Source organism: Cedecea neteri, assembly GCF_000758325.1.
Classification (GTDB): domain Bacteria; phylum Pseudomonadota; class Gammaproteobacteria; order Enterobacterales; family Enterobacteriaceae; genus Cedecea; species Cedecea neteri_B.
Window position 1 is genome coordinate 3284911 of the sequence record NZ_CP009459.1, and the last position, 17717, is coordinate 3302627.

The 17717-nt window shown below is 55.7% G+C and carries 18 protein-coding genes and 2 pseudogenes; 15 read left to right on the forward strand and 5 right to left on the reverse strand.

Going from position 1 to position 17717, the window contains the following annotated elements:
* Positions 1 to 3 precede the first annotated feature (3 nt).
* Positions 4 to 774, reverse strand: a complete 771-nt coding sequence (locus LH86_RS15395; RefSeq protein WP_039303023.1) for an MBL fold metallo-hydrolase — start codon at positions 772 to 774, stop codon at positions 4 to 6.
* Positions 775 to 936: 162 nt separating this feature from the next.
* On the opposite strand from LH86_RS15395, the gene LH86_RS15400 reads away from it, so the two are divergent.
* The 12 genes from LH86_RS15400 (at position 937) to LH86_RS15455 (ending at position 12479) form a co-directional block, all read left to right on the forward strand.
* A complete protein-coding gene (locus tag LH86_RS15400; protein ID WP_039303026.1) occupies positions 937 to 1962 on the forward strand; it encodes an ABC transporter ATP-binding protein in 1026 nt (341 codons plus the stop codon).
* Positions 1963 to 1989: 27 nt separating this feature from the next.
* Positions 1990 to 3129, forward strand: a complete 1140-nt coding sequence (locus LH86_RS15405) for an extracellular solute-binding protein (RefSeq protein ID WP_039303030.1) — start codon at positions 1990 to 1992, stop codon at positions 3127 to 3129.
* 56 nt (positions 3130 to 3185) lie between these two features.
* A complete protein-coding gene (locus tag LH86_RS15410) occupies positions 3186 to 4019 on the forward strand; it encodes an ABC transporter permease (RefSeq protein ID WP_039303031.1) in 834 nt (277 codons plus the stop codon).
* Positions 4016 to 4831: an ABC transporter permease gene (locus LH86_RS15415; protein WP_039303034.1), complete on the forward strand. Its 816-nt coding sequence runs from the start codon at positions 4016 to 4018 to the stop codon at positions 4829 to 4831. The genes LH86_RS15410 and LH86_RS15415 overlap by 4 nt, the downstream gene beginning before the upstream one ends.
* Positions 4832 to 4935: 104 nt before the next feature.
* A complete protein-coding gene (locus LH86_RS15420; protein ID WP_052045593.1) occupies positions 4936 to 5238 on the forward strand; it encodes a hypothetical protein in 303 nt (100 codons plus the stop codon).
* Between the two features lie 182 nt (positions 5239 to 5420).
* On the forward strand, positions 5421 to 6296 hold the full coding sequence (locus LH86_RS15425) for a carbohydrate ABC transporter permease (RefSeq protein ID WP_008461472.1): 876 nt from the start codon (positions 5421 to 5423) through the stop codon (positions 6294 to 6296).
* Positions 6286 to 7173, forward strand: a complete 888-nt coding sequence (locus tag LH86_RS15430; RefSeq protein WP_039303037.1) for a carbohydrate ABC transporter permease — start codon at positions 6286 to 6288, stop codon at positions 7171 to 7173. The genes LH86_RS15425 and LH86_RS15430 overlap by 11 nt, the downstream gene beginning before the upstream one ends.
* Before the next feature lie 11 nt (positions 7174 to 7184).
* Positions 7185 to 8009, forward strand: coding sequence for a phosphodiesterase (locus LH86_RS15435; protein WP_039303040.1), 825 nt, complete (start codon positions 7185 to 7187; stop codon positions 8007 to 8009).
* 5 nt (positions 8010 to 8014) lie between these two features.
* Positions 8015 to 9088, forward strand: a complete 1074-nt coding sequence (locus tag LH86_RS15440) for an ABC transporter ATP-binding protein (RefSeq protein WP_039303042.1) — start codon at positions 8015 to 8017, stop codon at positions 9086 to 9088.
* Positions 9089 to 9095: 7 nt separating this feature from the next.
* A complete protein-coding gene (locus tag LH86_RS15445; RefSeq protein ID WP_166874469.1) occupies positions 9096 to 10403 on the forward strand; it encodes an ABC transporter substrate-binding protein in 1308 nt (435 codons plus the stop codon).
* Between the two features lie 131 nt (positions 10404 to 10534).
* A complete protein-coding gene (locus LH86_RS15450) occupies positions 10535 to 11962 on the forward strand; it encodes a PLP-dependent aminotransferase family protein (RefSeq protein ID WP_039303045.1) in 1428 nt (475 codons plus the stop codon).
* Positions 11949 to 12479: a GNAT family N-acetyltransferase gene (locus LH86_RS15455; protein ID WP_039303047.1), complete on the forward strand. Its 531-nt coding sequence runs from the start codon at positions 11949 to 11951 to the stop codon at positions 12477 to 12479. The genes LH86_RS15450 and LH86_RS15455 overlap by 14 nt, the downstream gene beginning before the upstream one ends.
* A 27-nt stretch (positions 12480 to 12506) precedes the next feature.
* Here the strand turns inward: LH86_RS15455 and LH86_RS15460 are convergent, their stop codons facing one another.
* The gene (locus tag LH86_RS15460; protein ID WP_039303050.1) at positions 12507 to 13379 is read right to left on the reverse strand and encodes an MBL fold metallo-hydrolase; all 873 of its coding nucleotides are present in this window, start codon (positions 13377 to 13379) and stop codon (positions 12507 to 12509) included.
* 144 nt (positions 13380 to 13523) lie between these two features.
* On the opposite strand from LH86_RS15460, the gene LH86_RS15465 reads away from it, so the two are divergent.
* The gene (locus tag LH86_RS15465; protein ID WP_039303052.1) at positions 13524 to 14315 is read left to right on the forward strand and encodes a polysaccharide lyase family 7 protein; all 792 of its coding nucleotides are present in this window, start codon (positions 13524 to 13526) and stop codon (positions 14313 to 14315) included.
* Between the two features lie 45 nt (positions 14316 to 14360).
* On the opposite strand, the gene LH86_RS15470 is transcribed toward LH86_RS15465, so the two are convergent.
* Positions 14361 to 14789, reverse strand: a complete 429-nt coding sequence (locus tag LH86_RS15470; RefSeq protein ID WP_008461486.1) for a TOBE domain-containing protein — start codon at positions 14787 to 14789, stop codon at positions 14361 to 14363.
* 280 nt (positions 14790 to 15069) lie between these two features.
* Between LH86_RS15470 and patD the strand changes: the two genes are divergently transcribed.
* Positions 15070 to 16494, forward strand: a complete 1425-nt coding sequence (gene patD / locus LH86_RS15475) for an aminobutyraldehyde dehydrogenase (protein ID WP_039303054.1) — start codon at positions 15070 to 15072, stop codon at positions 16492 to 16494.
* A gap of 28 nt (positions 16495 to 16522) precedes the next feature.
* Here patD and LH86_RS15480 read toward each other — a convergent pair.
* Positions 16523 to 16798 (reverse strand): annotated as a pseudogene (locus tag LH86_RS15480) (site-specific integrase); the annotation flags it as partial.
* A gap of 54 nt (positions 16799 to 16852) precedes the next feature.
* Between LH86_RS15480 and LH86_RS22165 the strand changes: the two are divergent.
* Positions 16853 to 16972: pseudogene (locus LH86_RS22165) on the forward strand (lysis system i-spanin subunit Rz); the annotation flags it as partial.
* Between the two features lie 361 nt (positions 16973 to 17333).
* Here the strand turns inward: LH86_RS22165 and LH86_RS15490 are convergent.
* The gene (locus LH86_RS15490) at positions 17334 to 17699 is read right to left on the reverse strand and encodes a hypothetical protein (RefSeq protein ID WP_052045595.1); all 366 of its coding nucleotides are present in this window, start codon (positions 17697 to 17699) and stop codon (positions 17334 to 17336) included.
* Between the last annotated feature and the right edge of the window lie 18 nt (positions 17700 to 17717).

Consider the following 17717-nt stretch of genomic DNA (forward strand, 5'->3'; position numbering starts at 1 on the left):
AACTCAAGGCAAATAATCCTCAGTGTAAAACCGCTGCTGGTGGAAGTCGTACTGCAGCCCGTCCTGGCTGACGAACAGCCCGGCGTGAGGACGGCAGGCCAGCTTCAGCGCGGGCAAAATGGCATCGTTACAATGGTACAACCCCAGCGACGGCAGCCCCAGGGACGTAAACAGCTTCAGGCAGCCGGGGAAATCACCGTGGGACGCGTCCTCCGCCAGCTCAGACAGCGAGGCGCACTCCTGAAACGCCAGGTCCACGCCGGCCATCAGTGCGATGGAAGCTTCGGTTGGCCGCCCGTCGCCACTATAGAACAAGGCATATTCCCGAATATCCACGCGCAGCGCCAGATTCGGCATTTCATGGCGGGTGGGGGCGGTACGAACCCGCCAGTGATGCCAGTGGAAATCCGCTTCGCTGTCGCGCCATTCGATAGGGAAACAGAGAGAAGGTTCTGGCCAGTTGGCGAGCGACGCCAGCTGCATCAACACCTCTCGCTGTTCCGGCTGGCTGTAGATCACCAGCGGCTTTTGGCGAGCAAAACTCTTCCAGTGATTGAGCAGCGCCGTTAACCCGGTGCAGTGGTCGGGATGTACGTGGGTGAAAAACAGTACGTCGATGTCGTTGATACCGCCGCCGCGCTGCCACAGCGCGCGGGGCACGGTAGGGCCGCAGTCGATAAGCCATTGCCGGTTTTCGTCATCAACAATCCGCAGCGCGGAAGTATTTTGCCAGCGGGAGAAAGCGCTGCCGCAGCCAAGCACGTCGATTTTCATTGCCCCTCGCTAAAAATTTATCGCGGTTAATTAAAGTGTCACAAAGACACGCCACAGTAGGCTCACATCATCTCTGAGCGGCGTTTCATTTTTTTTACAGCGAAATGAACACGTGTTCATTCAGAGCAAAAAAAGACATAAACAGATATCCCGGACACCGTTATGAGCTACCTGGAAATGGCGCACCTGCAAATTAGTTACGGCGAAAAGGTGGTGCTAAAAGAAATTAATCTTGCCGTGAAGAAAGGCGAGATGATTGCATTGCTTGGCCCGTCTGGTTGCGGGAAAACAACGTTATTAAACGCTTTGTGTGGGTTTATTCCGGTAAAGCAGGGCCACATTGTTGTGGCCGGAAATAACATCACCCAAAGTCCACCGGAACAGCGAAATATCACCATGGTATTTCAAAGCTATGCGCTGTGGCCGCATTTGACGGTGGAACAAAATATTGGGTATGGCCTGAAGCTCCGCAAGTGGCGGCGGGATGCTATTCAGGCGAGAGTGCTTGAACTCTTGCAAATGGTGAACCTGAACGGCCTGGCCGGGGCGAAAATCACTGAGCTTTCCGGCGGGCAGCGGCAGCGCGTGGCCCTGGCGCGCGCGCTGGCCATTGAGCCAGACGTGCTGGTGCTGGATGAACCGCTGTCGAACCTGGACGCCAAAGTCCGGCTGAACGTGCGCCATGAAATCAAGCAGCTACAGAAAAAACTGGGTTTTACCTCGGTGATTGTCACCCACGACCAGCAGGAAGCGCTGGTGATGGCCGACCGCATTGTAGTGCTGAATAACGGGCAAATCGAGCAAACTGGAACCCCGGAAGAGATTTACCAAAAGCCCGCCACGCCGTTTGTGGCTGATTTTATGGGCGCCGATAACCGTATTACGGCGGAAGAAATACAGGCGTTGGGCCTGGCCTCGCTAAATAACAGTGGCGACCAGGAAATCTATTTCAGAAGTTCGGATGCCGCGCTTTCATCATTAAATAAAGCTTTCCCGGAGAGTGGATTAACGCTTGAAGGGGTGGTTGAGCAGAATGCTTTTATTGGCCACAACTACCGCTATGCCATTCGCTGTCGGCAGCGTCTTTTCCATGCCGATTCTGTTGATAATTTGCCGCTGAATACAAAAGTCAGGCTGCATGTGCCTGAGTCAGCCCTGCATATTTTTAGTTCGTCCCACACGGCTTGAACCATTCTATTTCTCTGAGGGGTAATTATGTTTACTAAAACCAGGCTTGCCGCCGTCACGGCGCTGTTTTTAAGTTATGGCGTACAGGCGGAAACCGTTTTAAACGTGGCCACCGCAGGTGACCAGAATATGGTGGATTATGTCAAAACCTGGCTGGGGCCAAAGTTTGAGGCCGCGCATCCAGGGGTGAAAGTGCGCGTCGTCGGCACCGGGCCGGGGGACGCAGGCTCGAATAAAATCATTGAAAAACTGAGTGCTCAGCAGCAGAGCGGGGCGAAAACCTGGGATATCGACGTGGCTGTGGTGCACCAGAAAGCGGGCGGCGAACTGGTGGAAAAAGGGCTGCTGGAAAAATACCGCCAGCAAATTAAAACGGGCAGCATGGTCACCGCAGATAACGCCAAAAATGCGCTGGGCGTGAACGTGGACGGCTATGTGATGCCGATGTTCCTGAGCCAGACGGCCATCGCCTGGAACAGCGAAACCATGAAGGCACCACCGGCCTCTTACGACGAGCTGGTTGAGTGGGCGGCGAAACACCCGCAGGCGTTTGGCTACAATGGCATTAAAAACGGCATGTCCGGCGTCAGTTTTGTTGTCGGCTGGATCTACGCCTACGGCACCGACGCCCAGCGTTTGTCCGCCTTACCTTACGATAAAGGCGTAGAGAAAAACTGGTCGCAGGCGTTCGAGAAGCTGAAAGCGTTTAATAAGAACGTGACTTTTACGCCGGGCAACGCCGGAACCTTAGACATGCTGACCCGAGGGGAAATAGCCATGGGACCGGTCTGGGTGGATATGTTCTACACCTGGAAAGATCAGGGCAAACTGCCGCCGTCCATCAAGCTTGCCTTGCTTTCACCGGGCATGCCGGGGCAGCCGATGTATTACGTCACGCCGGCTAAAGCTGCACAGCCTGAACTGGCGCGTGAGTTTATTGCGCTGGCAACCAGCCCGGAAGTGCAGGCCGACGGGATCGTGAAGCAGTTCAACTGGTATCCGGGCATTGACGCGAAATACGTCAAACCGAAGCTGGACGACGCAACCTGGAGCAAACTGTTTGCCGAGATTTCCCCGAAAGCGCTCGCCGACTTCGGCAAAAGCTTCCCGATCGCGCCTTACTTTGACGACATCAAAGAAGGGTACGAAAGCCAGGTGTCTAACTAATCCTGTCCCGGCGCCCGGTTCAGGCCGGGCGCCACGCTCAAGCTCAAAGGTTTACTATGCGCGTTTCGCTAAACTATCTGCTGCTGGTGATCCCCGCCGCGCTGATGATTGTGGTGCTTTTTCTGTACCCGCTGGGCTTTTCTCTGGTGGCCGCCTTTACTTCTGATGCCGGGGCGCTGACGTTACAGCACTTTGCCAAAGTCCTGACGCTGTATTCAAACGATATCCTGTTCACGGTGTTTATCGTGCTGGTGTCGGTTGCGCTGCTTGCCGTGTTGTCGATTACGATCTCGGCGGTGATAACGCTTTCTGCCTGCCGCCCCGTTGTTCGGCTGCTGGGCATGCTTTATCGCCTGCCGCTGTTTATTCCGTTTATCGTTGCCGCGCAGATGATGCGCACGTTTCTCGCCAAAAACGGCCTGATGAATAACCTGCTGGTCGCCAGCGATCTGGTACAGCCGCTGGACACGATTTCCTGGCTCGGCTGGAAAGGGATCATCATTACCTTTGTCTGGAAACAGCTGGCGTTTGCCACCTTGCTGATTTGCGGGGCGATGGCGGCGCTGGAGCCTTCGCAGGTTCTGGCGGCCAGAAACCTGGGGGCTTCACGCGTTCGCATTCTGTTCGACATTATTTTGCCGCAGGTGTTACCGGCTATTGGTGTCGCGCTGGTGCTTTCCACAGTGACCATGATGTCCGTGCTGTCCGTGCCGCTGATGATTGGCACCGGGACGCCAACGATGATTACCGTGGACATGGCATTCCGCGTGAACTCCTATAGCGATTATTCGGTGGCTAACGCGCTGGGCGTGATCTCGCTGCTGATTTGCGGCGCGTTGTCCTGGTTTTATCTGCGCCACAGCCTGCGCCAGAAAGGAGGGGAAGCATGAGCCTGATGAAAGGCCGATTTGGCCTGCCGCTGCAGGGGCTGCTGCTGGCCTTTATGCTGTTTGCAATGTTTGGCCCGCTGCTGAACCTGCTGGTCTGGACGGTGGCGGAAAGCTGGTTTTATCCGCATATCTTGCCGAGCCAGTGGGGATTAAAGTACTGGTATCAGGTGTTTAGCCCGTACAGCAATGTGTCCGGCTCGCTGCTGACCAGCGTGTTTATTGCCGTGCTGTCGGTGCTGGTTTGCCTGCTGATTTCCGTTCCTGCAGGGTACGCGCTTTCCCGCCGGGCGATGCCGTTCCGGGTGATATTTATGCTGCTGTTTTTGATCCCGCAGGCGTTTCCGAACCTGACGGTATATATGAACATCGCGCGGCTGTTCTATCAGTGGGGGCTGAATGGCACGGTGGCTGGCGTAGTGCTGGTGCACAGCGTGCATGGCCTGATGTATTCAGTGTGGATTTGCGTGGCTGCATTTTCGGCGATTGATCCACTGCTGGCGCGGGCATCGCGCAATTTAGGGGCAGGGCCGCTGTTTACCTTCTGGCATATCGTGCTGCCGCAGGCTTTACCGGGGATCATGGCGGCCGGGATCTTCGTGTTCCTTGAATCGCTGGATGAGTTTACCGGTACCTTTTTCGTCGGCGCGCCGGATATAACCACGCTGCCGCTGCTGCTTTACAACGCCAGCATGTCCGGGAATTACCAGGTGTCGTCCATTACCGCGCTGATTTTGCTGGTGCCATCGCTGCTGTTTATGCTGGTCATCCATAAGTTTATGCGCCCGGAGATGCTGTCGAAGCTGGGCAAGTGATACCGGGCATTGGCTACAATACAGATAATTCCGGGCGGATAATGTTTTAGATTATTCGCCTGAGGGGGGTGAAACCCCGTTATCCGTTTGTTTTCGAGGTGTTCATGAAGAAGCGATATGCTCTTGCCGCAATCCCGGTATTACTGACGACCTTTAGCAGCCTGGCTTCCTCGGAAGCGGCCTGGCAGCAGTTGGATAAAGACGTGCAAAAAAGCTGTCTTGCCATCAGTGCCCTGCAGGAGAAAAAGATCGAAGGGAAGCGGACTGACTTCAGCGACGAGGTCGGTTACTCGGCGGTGGTGATTTCAGGCAACTACAAATTTAAGAACAGCCAGCCTGTGCCGGGCAAAGAGCTGTGTCTTTATAACCGCAAAACGAAAAAGGCCAGTCTGGAACAGATGCAGTAGCATTTTTGCACGGTTAAAGAATATATCCCTGCAAAGACAATCTCTTTGAACGACAGGCAGTTATCCCTTCGCGGGGATGCTGCCTGTTTTATCTGGCGCAAAACTGCCATTTCCCCGTCACGTTTCTGCCATAAACCCCTCCCATACTGACTGACTTCTGACCCCTGACAGGTTTGCAGACAATGGCAAAACGTCCCTGGCTTCCGTGGCTGATCCTTACGCCATCTTTGATCTTTTTACTGCTCTTTACCTGGTTCCCGCTGATCCGTTCGGTGTACGACAGCCTGTTTGATACGCGTCTGGCGGGCGAGGCCGGCGCGTATGTGGGCGCTGGTAACTATGTTCGCCTTTTTGCCGACGCGGTTTTCTGGAAGTCGTTGGTGAATAATCTGTTCTATATCGTGCTGACCGTGATCCCCGGCGTGGCGCTCGCGCTGCTGCTGGCGGTTGCGCTGTGGGAAAACCACCGCGTTAACCGCTGGCTGCGGACGGCATTTTTCTTCCCGATGATCATTCCGATGGTCAGCGCGGCGGCGCTGTGGCTGTTCATCTTTATGCCGGGTATGGGCATGCTGGATTATTACCTGGCGAAATTGTTCGGGCCGATGAATAACAACTGGCTCGGGCGCAGCAACAGCGCGCTGTATGCCCTGGCGCTGATCGGCGTCTGGAAGTTCGCCGGTTACTACATGCTGTTTTTCCTCGCCGGATTACAAAGCCTGCCAGCCTCGGCGCGCGAAGCGGCGATCATGGAAGGGGCGACCTCCACGCAGGTGTTCTTCAAAGTCACTTTACCGCTGCTGCGTCCGACGCTGAGCTTTGTGGTAACCACCGCGCTGATTTACTCCATAACGCAGATCGACCACGTGGCGGTGATGACGCGTGGCGGGCCGGATAACGCCACCACCGTGCTGCTGTACTACATCCAGAGCCTCGCCTGGGACACCCATGATTTAGGCAAAGCTTCCGCCGCCACCTTCCTGACGCTGGCCGGGCTGTTTGTCTTCTCGTTCGTTAACCTCAAGCTGTTGGAAAGGGGCGCACACCATGAGCGTTGAGTTTTCTGGGTCCGTTGTCAACGCGCGTAGCGTGCCGCAGCCGCTGTGGCTGCGCCTGCGAAAATCAAAGGGCGTGACGCTCACCGTGCTGATGTGCTGCCTGGCCCTGCTGTGGGTTAGCCCGTTTATCTGGATGCTTTCATCAGCCTTTAGCGCCAGCACCTTCGGGGAAGGCATGGCTTCAATATTGCCGCGTTTTCCGCTCACGCTGGATAACTTCCGGGATGCGTGGCAGAGCGCCGACTGGCTAAGTCTTTACGCCAATACGCTGATTTTCAGCTTCGGCACTTTCTTCGTGCAGCTCATCACCATCACCACCGCCGGGTACGTTTTTGCCTGTCATGAATTTCGCGGCAAGCAAACGCTGTTCCTGCTGTTTCTGGTGCAGCTGATGATCATGCCCGTCGTAATGATGGTGCCGAACATGATGACGCTCAAAACGCTGGGGCTGCTCAATACGCTGACCGGCGTGATGATGCCGTATTTCACCTCGGCGTTCGGCGTGTTCCTGATGCGCCAGGCGTTCCTCGCCATCCCCAAAGAACTGGAGGAGGCCGCGCTGATGGAGGGCTGCCGCTGGTGGCAGGTGCTTTACCGCGTGCTGCTGCCGATGTGCTGGCCCTCGGTGCTGGCTTTTGCCACCGTGAGCATTACCTACCACTGGAACGAGTACCTGTGGCCGCTAATGATGCTCAACGACCCGGACAAACAGGTGCTAACGGTCGGACTCGTTTCGTTTGCTATGGGCGCCGAATCCGGCGGCCAGTGGGGCACGATCAGCGCCGGGACCATTATGGTTTGCCTGCCGCTGATGCTCGCCTTTATCGCCTTCCAGAAGCAGTTTCTGCGAAGTTTTGGTTTTTCAGGTATCAAGTAAGGAGTTGAGTGATGTTATTGGCCCATATTTCCGACACCCATTTCCGCGGTCAGAACCAGAAACTGTACGGCTTTATCGACATTAACGCGGGCAATGCCGACGTGGCCTCGCAGCTGAACGCGCTGCGTGAGCGCCCGGACGCGGTCATCGTCAGCGGGGATATCGTCAACTGCGGTCGCCCTTCGGAGTACGAGGTCGCGCGCCAGGTGCTCGGTACCATCAAGTCGCCGCTGTATTTGATCCCCGGCAACCACGACGATAAGGCACATTTTCTGGAATACCTGCGTCCGCTTTGCCCGCAATTGGGGGACGACCCGGAAAACATCCGCTATGCGGTGGACGACTTCGCTACCCGGCTGCTGTTTATCGACTCCAGCCTCGCCGGGCACTCCAAAGGCTGGCTGACCGACAATACCGTAGCCTGGCTTGAGGCGCAGTTAACCGGGAGCGGCGACAAGCCGACAGCCGTCTTTATGCACCATCCTCCGCTGCCGCTGGGCAACGCGCAAATGGACAAAATTGCCTGCGAAAACGGCCACCTGCTGCTGGATTTAGTGACCCGATTCCCGTCGCTGGTGCGTATTTTCTGTGGCCACAACCACAGCCTGACGATGACCCAATACCGCCAGGCCACGATAGCCACTATTCCCGGTACGGTTCACCAGGTGCCATACCACTTTGAGGACAGCCGCCCGTATTACGATCTGTCGCCGCCGTCCTGCCTGATGCACCGCCAGGTGGGCGACCAGTGGGTAAGCTATCAGCATTCGCTGGCGCATTATGCTGGCCCGTGGCTGTATGACGCGGCGATCAGTTGCCCGACGGATGAGTGCTAATCGCTATGTTAAGACTGAATCAGGTTAGCAAACAGTTTGAAGGCAAAGCGGCGCTGAACGCGCTGTCGCTCAGCATCGACGAAGGCGAGTTTGTGGTGCTGGTCGGGCCGTCAGGCTGCGGTAAAAGTACGCTGCTGCGGATGCTGGCGGGGCTGGAAGAGGTTAGCGGCGGCGAGATTTGGCTCGGCGGGGAGAACATTACGGCGATGTCGCCGCGTGAGCGCAACTTCGCGATGATCTTCCAGAACTATGCGCTGTTTCCGCACCTGACGGTACGGGACAACATCATCTTTGGCATGAAGATCCGCAAAGAAGACAAAGCCAGCTGGCAGCCACGCCTGGAGCAGGTGGCCTCGATGCTGCAGCTGGGCGAAATGCTCGATCGTAAACCGGCCAAACTGTCCGGCGGGCAGCGCCAGCGCGTGGCGATGGCGAGAGCCATTGTGCGCAATCCGCGTCTTTTCTTGATGGATGAACCGCTCTCCAACCTGGATGCGCGCCTGCGTACCGAGGTGCGCGACAGCATCATGGCGCTGCATCATCAGCTGAAAACCACCACCATCTACGTCACCCACGATCAAACGGAAGCCATGTCGATGGCTGATCGCATAGTGGTGATGAACGGCGGCGTGGTGCAGCAGGTGGGTGAGCCGGAGCACCTTTATGCTCATCCAGCCAACCTGTTTGTCGCCGGTTTTATTGGTTCCCCGGCCATGAATTTGGTTTCTCTGCCTTGTGAAAACGGCCGCGTTTTGCCCGCCACGCTGAATTTGCCTCTGCCGCCTGCGGCGGAGAAGGAGAACAGCGTCTGGTTCGGGATTCGCCCGGAACACCTCACAGACAGGCCAGAGGACGAGCACCTGACGCTACCGGCGACGGTGCTGCAACGAGAACTGATGGGCGCAGATTATCTGCTCCATGTCAGCACCCCCCTGGGCACGTTACGCTACATCCGCCGCCACCGCGGCGAGGTACCAGAAAAAGGCGATACGCTTACCCTCGGTTTTTCTTCATCGGATATACACCTTTTCCACACAGACCTTCACCACAACTTACACCAGGAGATTGACCATGTTTAACCCCCTGATGCATAAATGGCGGGCGCTTGCCGTTTGCTGTTCGCTGGCCGTGAGCGGCGCAGCGCTGGCAAAAGAGAAAATTGATTTTATGTTCCCGGCCCCGGTCGACGGCAAGCTGACCATGGAGATGACCCGCGTCATCAAGGCGTTTAACGATTCGCAGCAGGACGTCGAAGTCCGCGGTATTTTTACCGGCAGCTACGACACCACCAAAATTAAAGCGGAATCCGCACAGAAAGCCGGGCAGCCACCGGCGCTGGTCATTATGTCGGCCAACTTCACCACCGATCTTGCACTAAAAGACGAAATCCTGCCGATGGACGAGCTGTTTAAATACGGCAACCGCAAGGCGGGCGACTTCCTGATGAACGACTTCTGGCCGGCAATGCACAAGAATGCCCAGGTGATGGGCGTGACTTACGCGATTCCGTTCCATAACTCCACGCCAATCCTGTACTACAACAAAACGATGTTTGACCAGGCGGGCATCAAGCAGCCGCCGCAGACCTGGGCCGAAATGCTGGCCGATGCGAAGAAGCTGACCGACGCCAGCAAAGGGCAGTGGGGCATCATGCTTCCATCCACCAACGACGATTACGGCGGCTGGATCTTCTCCTCGCTGGTGCGCGCTAACGGCGGCAACTACTTCAACGAAAACTACCCGGGCGAAGTGTATTACGACTCGCCAACTACCATTGGCGCGCTGCGCTTCTGGCAGAACATGGTTTACCGCGACAAAGTGATGCCGTCCGGCGTGCTTAACTCCAAGCAGATCAGCGCCGCGTTCTTCAGCGGTAAACTGGGCATGGCGATGCTGAGCACCGGGGCGCTGGGCTTTATGCGCGAAAACAGCAAAGATTTTGATATGGAAGTGGCGATGATGCCCGCCAAAGAGCAGCGGGCGGTGCCTATCGGCGGCGCGAGCCTGGTGAGCTTCAAGGGCATTTCCGACGCGCAGAAAAAGGCGGCTTATCAGTTCCTGACCTATCTGGTTAGCCCGCAGGTTAACGGCGCGTGGAGCCGCTTCACCGGGTACTTCTCCCCGCTAAAAGCCTCTTACGACACGCCGGAAATGAAAGAATACCTGCAGAAAGATCCGCGGGCGCAAATCGCGCTGGATCAGCTGAAATATGCTCATCCCTGGTATTCGACTTATGAAACGGTTGCTGTTCGTCAGGCGATGGAAAACCAGCTGGCGGCCGTGGTGAACGATCAGAAAGTGACCCCGGAAGCGGCAGCGAAATCCGCCCAGCAAACGGCGGACAGCCTGATGAAGCCTTACGTTGAGAAAACCGCGCTGGCCGATGTGAAGTAAAATCCTCTTAGTTTTATCCCCACGGGCGGTTCTGCCGCCCGTTATATTCGTGTTAAAAAATCACTTTCTGACTATAACAGTTGTGTAAAACAGCGTATTTTTAGCGCTGTGATATAGACAGGGAGCAACGCATGAAAAAGTACCAGCAGCTGGCACAGCAGATCCTCGACCAGATAGCCCTCGGCGTCTGGCAGCCGGGAGATCGTTTGCCGTCGCTGCGCGAGCAGGTCGGCCATAGCGGCATGAGCTTTATGACCGTCGGCCACGCCTATCAGATGCTTGAAAGCCAGGGAGCGATTGTGGCGAGACCGCAGTCCGGCTACTACGTTGCACCCAGACCCGTGGCTCGCACTGCGCCGCCTGCGGTACAGGTGACCCGGGCGGAAACCGTCGATATCAATACCTATATTTTTGATGTGCTGCAGGCGAGCACGGATGCCTCCGTGGTGCCGTTTGGCTCTGCGTTCCCGGACCCGCGCCTGTTTCCACTCCAGGAGCTCCACCGTTCAATGGCGGCGGTCAGCAAAACGGCGACCGCCATCAGCGTGATTGAAAGTCTCCCGCCCGGCAACGAAGCGCTGCGCCACGCCATTGCCCAGCGTTACGCCCAGCAGGGGATGCACGTTTCACCGGATGAAATCGTGATTACCGCAGGCGCACTTGAGGCGCTCAATCTAAGCCTACAGGCAGTTACCGAGCCGGGTGATTGGGTGATTGTCGAGAACCCTTGCTTCTACGGCGCGCTACAGGCGCTGGAGCGTCTGAGGCTGAAAGCGCTCTCGGTCGCCACCGACCCGGTGAGCGGGATCGATCTCGATGCCCTGGCGCAGGCTCTGACGGAATACCCGGTTAAAGCCTGCTGGTTAATGACCAACAGCCAGAACCCGCTGGGCGTGACGCTGTCGCCGGAGAAAAAAGCACAGCTGGTGCAACTATTGCAGGCGCATAACGTCACGCTGATTGAGGATGACGTGTACAGCGAGCTTTATTACGGGCGTGAAAGGCCTCTACCTGCCCGGGCATATGATGCCCACGATATGACTCTACATTGCTCCTCGTTTTCAAAATGCCTGGTGGCCGGATTTCGCATCGGCTGGGTCGCCGCCGGGAAGCACGCCCGCCGCATTCAGCAGCTGCAGTTGATGAGCACGCTGTCCACCAGTTCGCCGATGCAGCTGGCCCTGGTCGATTTTCTGGCTACTCGCCGCTACGACACGCACCTGCGAAAACTGCGCAGGATGCTGGCCGAGCGAAAACAGCAGGCCTGGCAGACACTGAGTGAGCTTCTCCCGCCAGAAGTCAAAATCCACCGCAGCGAAAGCGGCTATTTCCTGTGGATTGAGCTGCCGGAGGGGCAGGACGCCAGCGTGCTTAACGAGCGGGCATTGGCGCATAAGATAAGCATCGCGCCGGGGAAAATGTTCACCACTGGCAGGGCCTGGGATAACTATTTCCGCTTCAACGCCTCATGGGCCTGGGGCGACAGGGAGCGTCAGGCAGCAGTGACGTTGTCACGTTTAATCAAGGAATTGATTGAGGAACACCATGTACAAGACTGAAAGATTGCTACTGAGAGCGTGGCGAGAGGAGGACTTAGTTCCGTTTGCCGAAATGAACGCCGACCCGGACGTGATGCGTTATTTCTTGCAGCCGCTGACACCGGAAGAAAGCCGGAATTATCTGGAGACATTCCGCCAGCGTATGGCGGAAAACGGCTTTGGTTTCTGGGCGGTGGAAGAACGCCACAGCGGAGAGCTGGCCGGGTTCGTTGGCCTGAACCGGCCAGGCTACTCGCTGCCGTTTGGCCCGTGTGTCGAGATCGGCTGGCGGCTTCGAAAAGCGTTTTGGGGCAAAGGGTATGCGCCTGAGGCCGCGAGTGAAGCGCTGCGCATTGGTTTCGACGAATACGATCTGGACAACATCGTGGCTTTTACCGCACTACCAAATTTGCCGTCCCAGCGGGTGATGGAAAAATTAGGCATGCGCCGAAGCGGTGAGTTTGATCACCCCATGGTGCCGGCGCAGCATCCGCTGCTGCGGCATATCTGGTATCAGCTCCACAGGCCGGAAATTTAAAAGCCGGCGAACCGGCTTCTGTCACAGTTATTCTGTCGGCTGGAAAACGTAATGGTCGCCCTTCACCACAATATGGCCGACGCCCGGGAACGGGAAGTGTGGAGCAAAAATCAGCTCACGATCGGCGGCCAGTTTTGCCAGCAGCGCTTTGCGGTTGGCGATCCCTTGCTTACGGTCGTTATCATAGGCAATCGCCCATTCGGGCTTCGTGAGCGAAACAATCGAGCTGTGCGCCGAGTCGCCGATGTCCAGAATTCGTTGCTTGCCGGAAACAATCTGGTAGCCAACGTGCCCCGGCGTATGGCCTGGTAGCGGTACAGAGGTGATTCCCGGCAGCACCTGGTCGCCAGGCTTAAAGGTTTTCACCTGCGGCCGGATGGCCTCAGCCAGCGCCTTCATCTTCGGCAGCGTTTGCAGCCATGCCCAATCCGGGGCGGAGATTTTCACCGTGGCGTGAGGGAACGCCTGCTTGCCGTCCGCCGTCAGCAGCCCGCCAACATGATCGCCGTGAACGTGGGTGATCAGCACATCGGTGATTTGGTCTGGCTTATAACCTGCCTTTGCGAGGCTCGCAATCAGCTGGCCCTGCGCATTGGGGCCAAGCCCGGTATCCAGCAGAATGACTTTGCTGCCGTCTTTCACCAGCAGGGCATCGACGCTGAGCTTAATTTTGTCCGTCGGCGCACCTGCCGCAGACAGCACATCCGCGACCGCTTTTTCTCCCACGTCAACGCCAATCACTTTGCCATCGTTGGGCAGGGCGTTGTTTTTATCGTGCAGCGCGGTTAACTCAAGCTTGCCGAGCGGAAACGTTTTAAACGCTGCGCCTGCGTTATCCGCCAGCGCGAAGGCGGAGTAGCTGGCCGCAAACAGGACTGAAACGAGCAGTTTTTTGATCATCACTGTTCCCTTTATGCATCAAGTTAATTACCGGAAACCCATTGTTACTACTGACATGTCGCCGCAACAGATTTTAAGTAAAGCATCTACGCTGATTAATGGTTAGCTGCCTGGGCGGGTTTACATTTTGCATTGGGGTTAAAGATGAAGCGTAAAACAGTAAGTTACGGGCTGCCGGTCAGCCTGTTTTTGGCGGCGCTGAGCGGCAGCGCATGGGCCGAGAGCGGCCAGAATGCGCCGGGGGAAAACTACCCGGTGCTGACAAAGGACTATTTGCTGCAGTCCTTCGACAGCAGCGAAAAACCGAATGAGGTGAAGATCACCCCAGATCTGCATAATCGCTATTTCTACAGCAACTGCGGTGGGGACAAAAGCTGTGATTCTGCCATTCCAGCGGGGGCGATGTTGTTTAAGGCTCCGTCCGGTTTTGGTTCCACGCCGCACAGTGAATTTCCGCGCGTCGAGCTAAGAGCCACGCACAATTTTGTGAACGGCAGCGAGTTTGACAATGAGCAGCGCGGGTCGGTGTATATCGTTAAAAATCCGTCCACGCGCTCGATTATTTTTGCTCAAATTCACGGCGACAAGCCCGGCGGCTCAGAGATGTTGAAACTGCGCTGGGAAGACGGCGCGATAGTGGCGGGCGTGAAAGAAAACTACGGTGACCCGGAAAAGCGCACCACGCTGCTTTCGGGCGTCGGGCTGAAAGATAAGATTGATTACAGCATCAAAGCCAAAGGCACGGCGAGCGGCATGAAGGTGACGGTGGAGGCCAGCGCCGGAGGCAAAAAGGCCAGCCAAACCTTTGACTATCCGAAGCAGAGTTGGGAAGGGATCCAGCTGTACTTCAAGGCGGGCAACTACAACCAGGACAAAAACAGGGACGGTTCAGAAGCGGTGGTGGCCTACAGCAAGCTTGACGTACGCTACAAGTAAGCGAGTGAAAACCGGCAGCCTGAATAGCTGCCGGACGTTAACGCGTTATTTTTTCACCGCAATCAGCACGGATGAGGCTTTCACCAGCGCCAGCAGGCGAGACCCCACCTTAAGCGCCATTTCATCAGCCGCTTCGTTAGTCACCACGGCGGTTAATGCAAAACCCGCGTCGGTCTGAATATGCACGGTGGTATTCACTGCGCCTTCTGCAATCGCTTTTACCGCGCCGGGAAACTGGTTTCGGGCGGAGAAGTGATAGCCGCAGTCTTCACTGGCCAGCACCACCCACGGGGCTTTGATCAGAGCCAGAGCTTCTTTGCCGTTAACCAGGCCTAACGCTTCCTTGCTGCTGCGGGTCACCACGGCGACCAGCTTGCCGCCGCCGTTCAGGGTTAATTCTATTTCGTCATTAACTGCGCCGGCCGTGACGTTGCTGATGGTACCGGTTAACTGATTGCGGGCGGAAATACTCATGGTGCCTCCTGGCGGTGAACTAAGAAAAAGACTGCCTAAAGCATAGGGGTATCCCGCCTTCTTTTCATATTAATTTTCTATAGATACCTCATTTGCTTCGCGCCCTGTTATACCAAAGGGGAACGCGGGGCAGGCTTACTGCGCTGTTCATCACAACCTGGTGAAAATCACCGTCCGGCACCGCTGCCGCCGTCAAGCCAGCGCTATGCTTTTTACTTCAGTCCTTTTAAGCCAGAACGCCGCTGGGGCCATGATTATCAGAACGGGAAAGGAGATGGGGATGCAAAGTCAGTTATTGATTAACGGCCAGCTTGTGGATGGCCTTGGAGAGAAGCAGCCTGTCTACAACCCGGCCACGGGGCAGGTGCTGCTGGAGGTGGCGGAAGCCACGGTTCAGCAAGTCAACGATGCGGTTCTGGCGGCGGATAAAGCGTTTGCCACATGGGGACAAACGACGCCGAAAGAACGTGCCGAACATCTTCTGGCGCTGGCCGATGCCATAGAACAACACGGGAATGACTTTGCCCGCCTTGAGTCGCAGAACTGTGGCAAACCTTTCCACTGCGTGCTTAACGATGAGATCCCGGCGGTGGTGGATGTCTTTCGCTTCTTTGCCGGGGCGAGCCGCTGCCTCAGCGGCCTGGCTGCCGGAGAATATCTGAGCGGGCACACCTCGATGATCCGCCGCGATCCGGTCGGCGTGGTGGCGTCTATTGCTCCCTGGAACTATCCGCTGATGATGGCGGCCTGGAAACTGGCTCCGGCGCTGGCCGCCGGGAACTGCGTGGTGATCAAACCGTCCGAAATTACGCCGTTGACCGCGTTTAAGCTAGCCAAACTGGCGAAGGATATCTTCCCGGCGGGCGTGATTAACGTGCTGTTTGGGCGCGGGCAAACCGTCGGCGATGCGCTGACCGGGCATGAAAAAGTGCGCATGGTGTCGCTTACGGGCTCTATTGCCACCGGGGAACACATTATTAGCCATACCGCCCCGACGATTAAGCGCACGCATATGGAATTGGGCGGCAAAGCGCCGGTTATCGTGTTCGACGATGCGGATTTACAGGCGGTGGTCGAAGGCGTGCGAACCTTTGGCTATTACAACGCCGGGCAGGACTGCACCGCCGCCTGCCGGATCTACGCCCAAAACGGCATTTACGACAGGCTGGTTGAGCAGCTTGGAGAAGCCGTGGCCAGTCTCAAATATGGCCCGCCTGAGGACGAAAGCACCGAGCTGGGGCCGCTGAGTTCAGAGGCACATCTTGAGCGAGTCAGCAAAGCCGTAGAAGAAGCCAAAGCGCTGCCGCATATCAAAGTAGTGACGGGCGGTAACAAGGTAGCAGGCGACGGTTATTATTATCAGCCTACGCTACTGGCCGGGGCGAAGCAGGACGATGCCATTGTGCAAAAAGAGGTGTTCGGCCCGGTCGTCAGCGTTACTAAGTTTGACGATGAGCAGCAGGTATTAGCGTGGGCCAATGACTCCAGCTATGGCCTGGCATCCTCGGTATGGACGCAGGATGTCGGCCGGGCGCATCGCCTGAGTGCCCGGCTGCAGTACGGCTGCACCTGGGTAAATACGCACTTTATGCTGGTGAGCGAGATGCCGCACGGCGGGCAAAAACTGTCCGGCTATGGCAAAGATATGTCGCTGTACGGGCTGGAGGATTACACCGCTGTTCGGCATGTGATGATTAAGCACTGATTAGGTTTTAAGTGGTTGTAATACAATATTATTGTGTTTCAACCACTTTCTTATGGGGCAGTGAAGGGGCAGAGAAGTCAAAATTACTATTGAGGATAGCAATCTGATCGCCGTTTTTCTCTGTCATCCATTTTCCGTAGACATTAAAAACCATCTGCGCATTTGTATGTCCCATCTGACTGGCAATAAAGCTCGGGTTCGCTCCAGCACTCAACGCCCAGCATGCAAATGTATGGCGTGACTCATAAGCTTTGCGGTGACAAATTACTCTTCGCTGCGAATCGCTGTAGCAGGGTGACCGCAAATCAAAAAAACAATTAGCGCTATCGTGATTATGTACGAAGAGCAGAGACGCACAAGCCCCGGACTTACTGCCGCCGCTGAACGGAATTATTTGCGTCTCAGGGAGAAAATCGAAACCAGCAGCAAGCAAATAGCAGGGTTGCAGGAGTACATCCAAACACAGTGTCTCAAGTGAATTAATTCGTTAAAATGTTTCCATGAGGTTTAGTGAGTGGAAATCAAGGATGTTGAATTATTTTCGTACGATGAAAGACGCCTTCTATTGGCAAAAAAAATTAGGACTAAAGCCGCTGATGGTATTTATCCTGAAGAGTGTCCTCGCTTACATTTTTTTGGTCGGCTTATATCTTGTTGTGTTCAGGATCCTAATGTATACGCCTTTCATCGACTATATGACCGTAGACATTATCTATGAAATCACTATTAACATGCTGATTGCGTTCCGAATCATTTTGTCGGTTCCAGTGATTTTGCATGTGATAAAAACAACGGTTCGAGGCATAACGGCAGCCACTCACTGAGTGCCTGTGATAATGTCAAATCCATTTGAATGAAGTTTTTTCCTTGTTAAAAATCATAGTGGCCTCTTGCCACTCTTTACCATCAAGGAGCATTTCAACGCACTGCGTTGGGTATAGATCATCAGCAGGATGGAAGCGCTCATAGTCTGATTCAGCAGTTAACATTACATCGTGGTTTATGCTTACTATCCAACAGTCTGGCTTCCCTGGGCTGGGGAAACGAACACATAGAAGCCTGGCTTGATAGAAATCATCAGGGAGACCTTCCAGCATACAGCCGGTAGCCCACTGAATAAGCTCCTGGTCAGAGTATTTCTTTTGACTTTTGCCTGCATCCTGACTGTCAAACATCCGGCCAAGTGTTTTCAAGAATGAGAACATATGGGTTAACCTTTTTAT

Excerpts from the sequence above, each read along its gene's own strand:
- LH86_RS15420 (WP_052045593.1), top strand. The coding sequence starts at position 4,936 with ATGAAGAAGCGATATGCTCTTGCCGCAATCCCGGTATTACTGACGACC.
- LH86_RS15410 (WP_039303031.1), top strand. The coding sequence starts at position 3,186 with ATGCGCGTTTCGCTAAACTATCTGCTGCTGGTGATCCCCGCCGCGCTG.
- LH86_RS15430 (WP_039303037.1), top strand. The coding sequence starts at position 6,286 with ATGAGCGTTGAGTTTTCTGGGTCCGTTGTCAACGCGCGTAGCGTGCCG.
- LH86_RS15415 (WP_039303034.1), top strand. The coding sequence starts at position 4,016 with ATGAGCCTGATGAAAGGCCGATTTGGCCTGCCGCTGCAGGGGCTGCTG.
- LH86_RS15465 (WP_039303052.1), top strand. The coding sequence starts at position 13,524 with ATGAAGCGTAAAACAGTAAGTTACGGGCTGCCGGTCAGCCTGTTTTTG.
- LH86_RS15490 (WP_052045595.1), bottom strand. The coding sequence starts at position 17,699 with ATGTTCTCATTCTTGAAAACACTTGGCCGGATGTTTGACAGTCAGGAT.
- LH86_RS15395 (WP_039303023.1), bottom strand. The coding sequence starts at position 774 with ATGAAAATCGACGTGCTTGGCTGCGGCAGCGCTTTCTCCCGCTGGCAA.
- LH86_RS15425 (WP_008461472.1), top strand. The coding sequence starts at position 5,421 with ATGGCAAAACGTCCCTGGCTTCCGTGGCTGATCCTTACGCCATCTTTG.
- LH86_RS15455 (WP_039303047.1), top strand. The coding sequence starts at position 11,949 with ATGTACAAGACTGAAAGATTGCTACTGAGAGCGTGGCGAGAGGAGGAC.
- LH86_RS15435 (WP_039303040.1), top strand. The coding sequence starts at position 7,185 with ATGTTATTGGCCCATATTTCCGACACCCATTTCCGCGGTCAGAACCAG.
- LH86_RS15445 (WP_166874469.1), top strand. The coding sequence starts at position 9,096 with ATGCATAAATGGCGGGCGCTTGCCGTTTGCTGTTCGCTGGCCGTGAGC.
- patD (WP_039303054.1), top strand. The coding sequence starts at position 15,070 with ATGCAAAGTCAGTTATTGATTAACGGCCAGCTTGTGGATGGCCTTGGA.
- LH86_RS15440 (WP_039303042.1), top strand. The coding sequence starts at position 8,015 with ATGTTAAGACTGAATCAGGTTAGCAAACAGTTTGAAGGCAAAGCGGCG.
- LH86_RS15405 (WP_039303030.1), top strand. The coding sequence starts at position 1,990 with ATGTTTACTAAAACCAGGCTTGCCGCCGTCACGGCGCTGTTTTTAAGT.
- LH86_RS15460 (WP_039303050.1), bottom strand. The coding sequence starts at position 13,379 with ATGATCAAAAAACTGCTCGTTTCAGTCCTGTTTGCGGCCAGCTACTCC.
- LH86_RS15470 (WP_008461486.1), bottom strand. The coding sequence starts at position 14,789 with ATGAGTATTTCCGCCCGCAATCAGTTAACCGGTACCATCAGCAACGTC.
- LH86_RS15400 (WP_039303026.1), top strand. The coding sequence starts at position 937 with ATGAGCTACCTGGAAATGGCGCACCTGCAAATTAGTTACGGCGAAAAG.
- LH86_RS15450 (WP_039303045.1), top strand. The coding sequence starts at position 10,535 with ATGAAAAAGTACCAGCAGCTGGCACAGCAGATCCTCGACCAGATAGCC.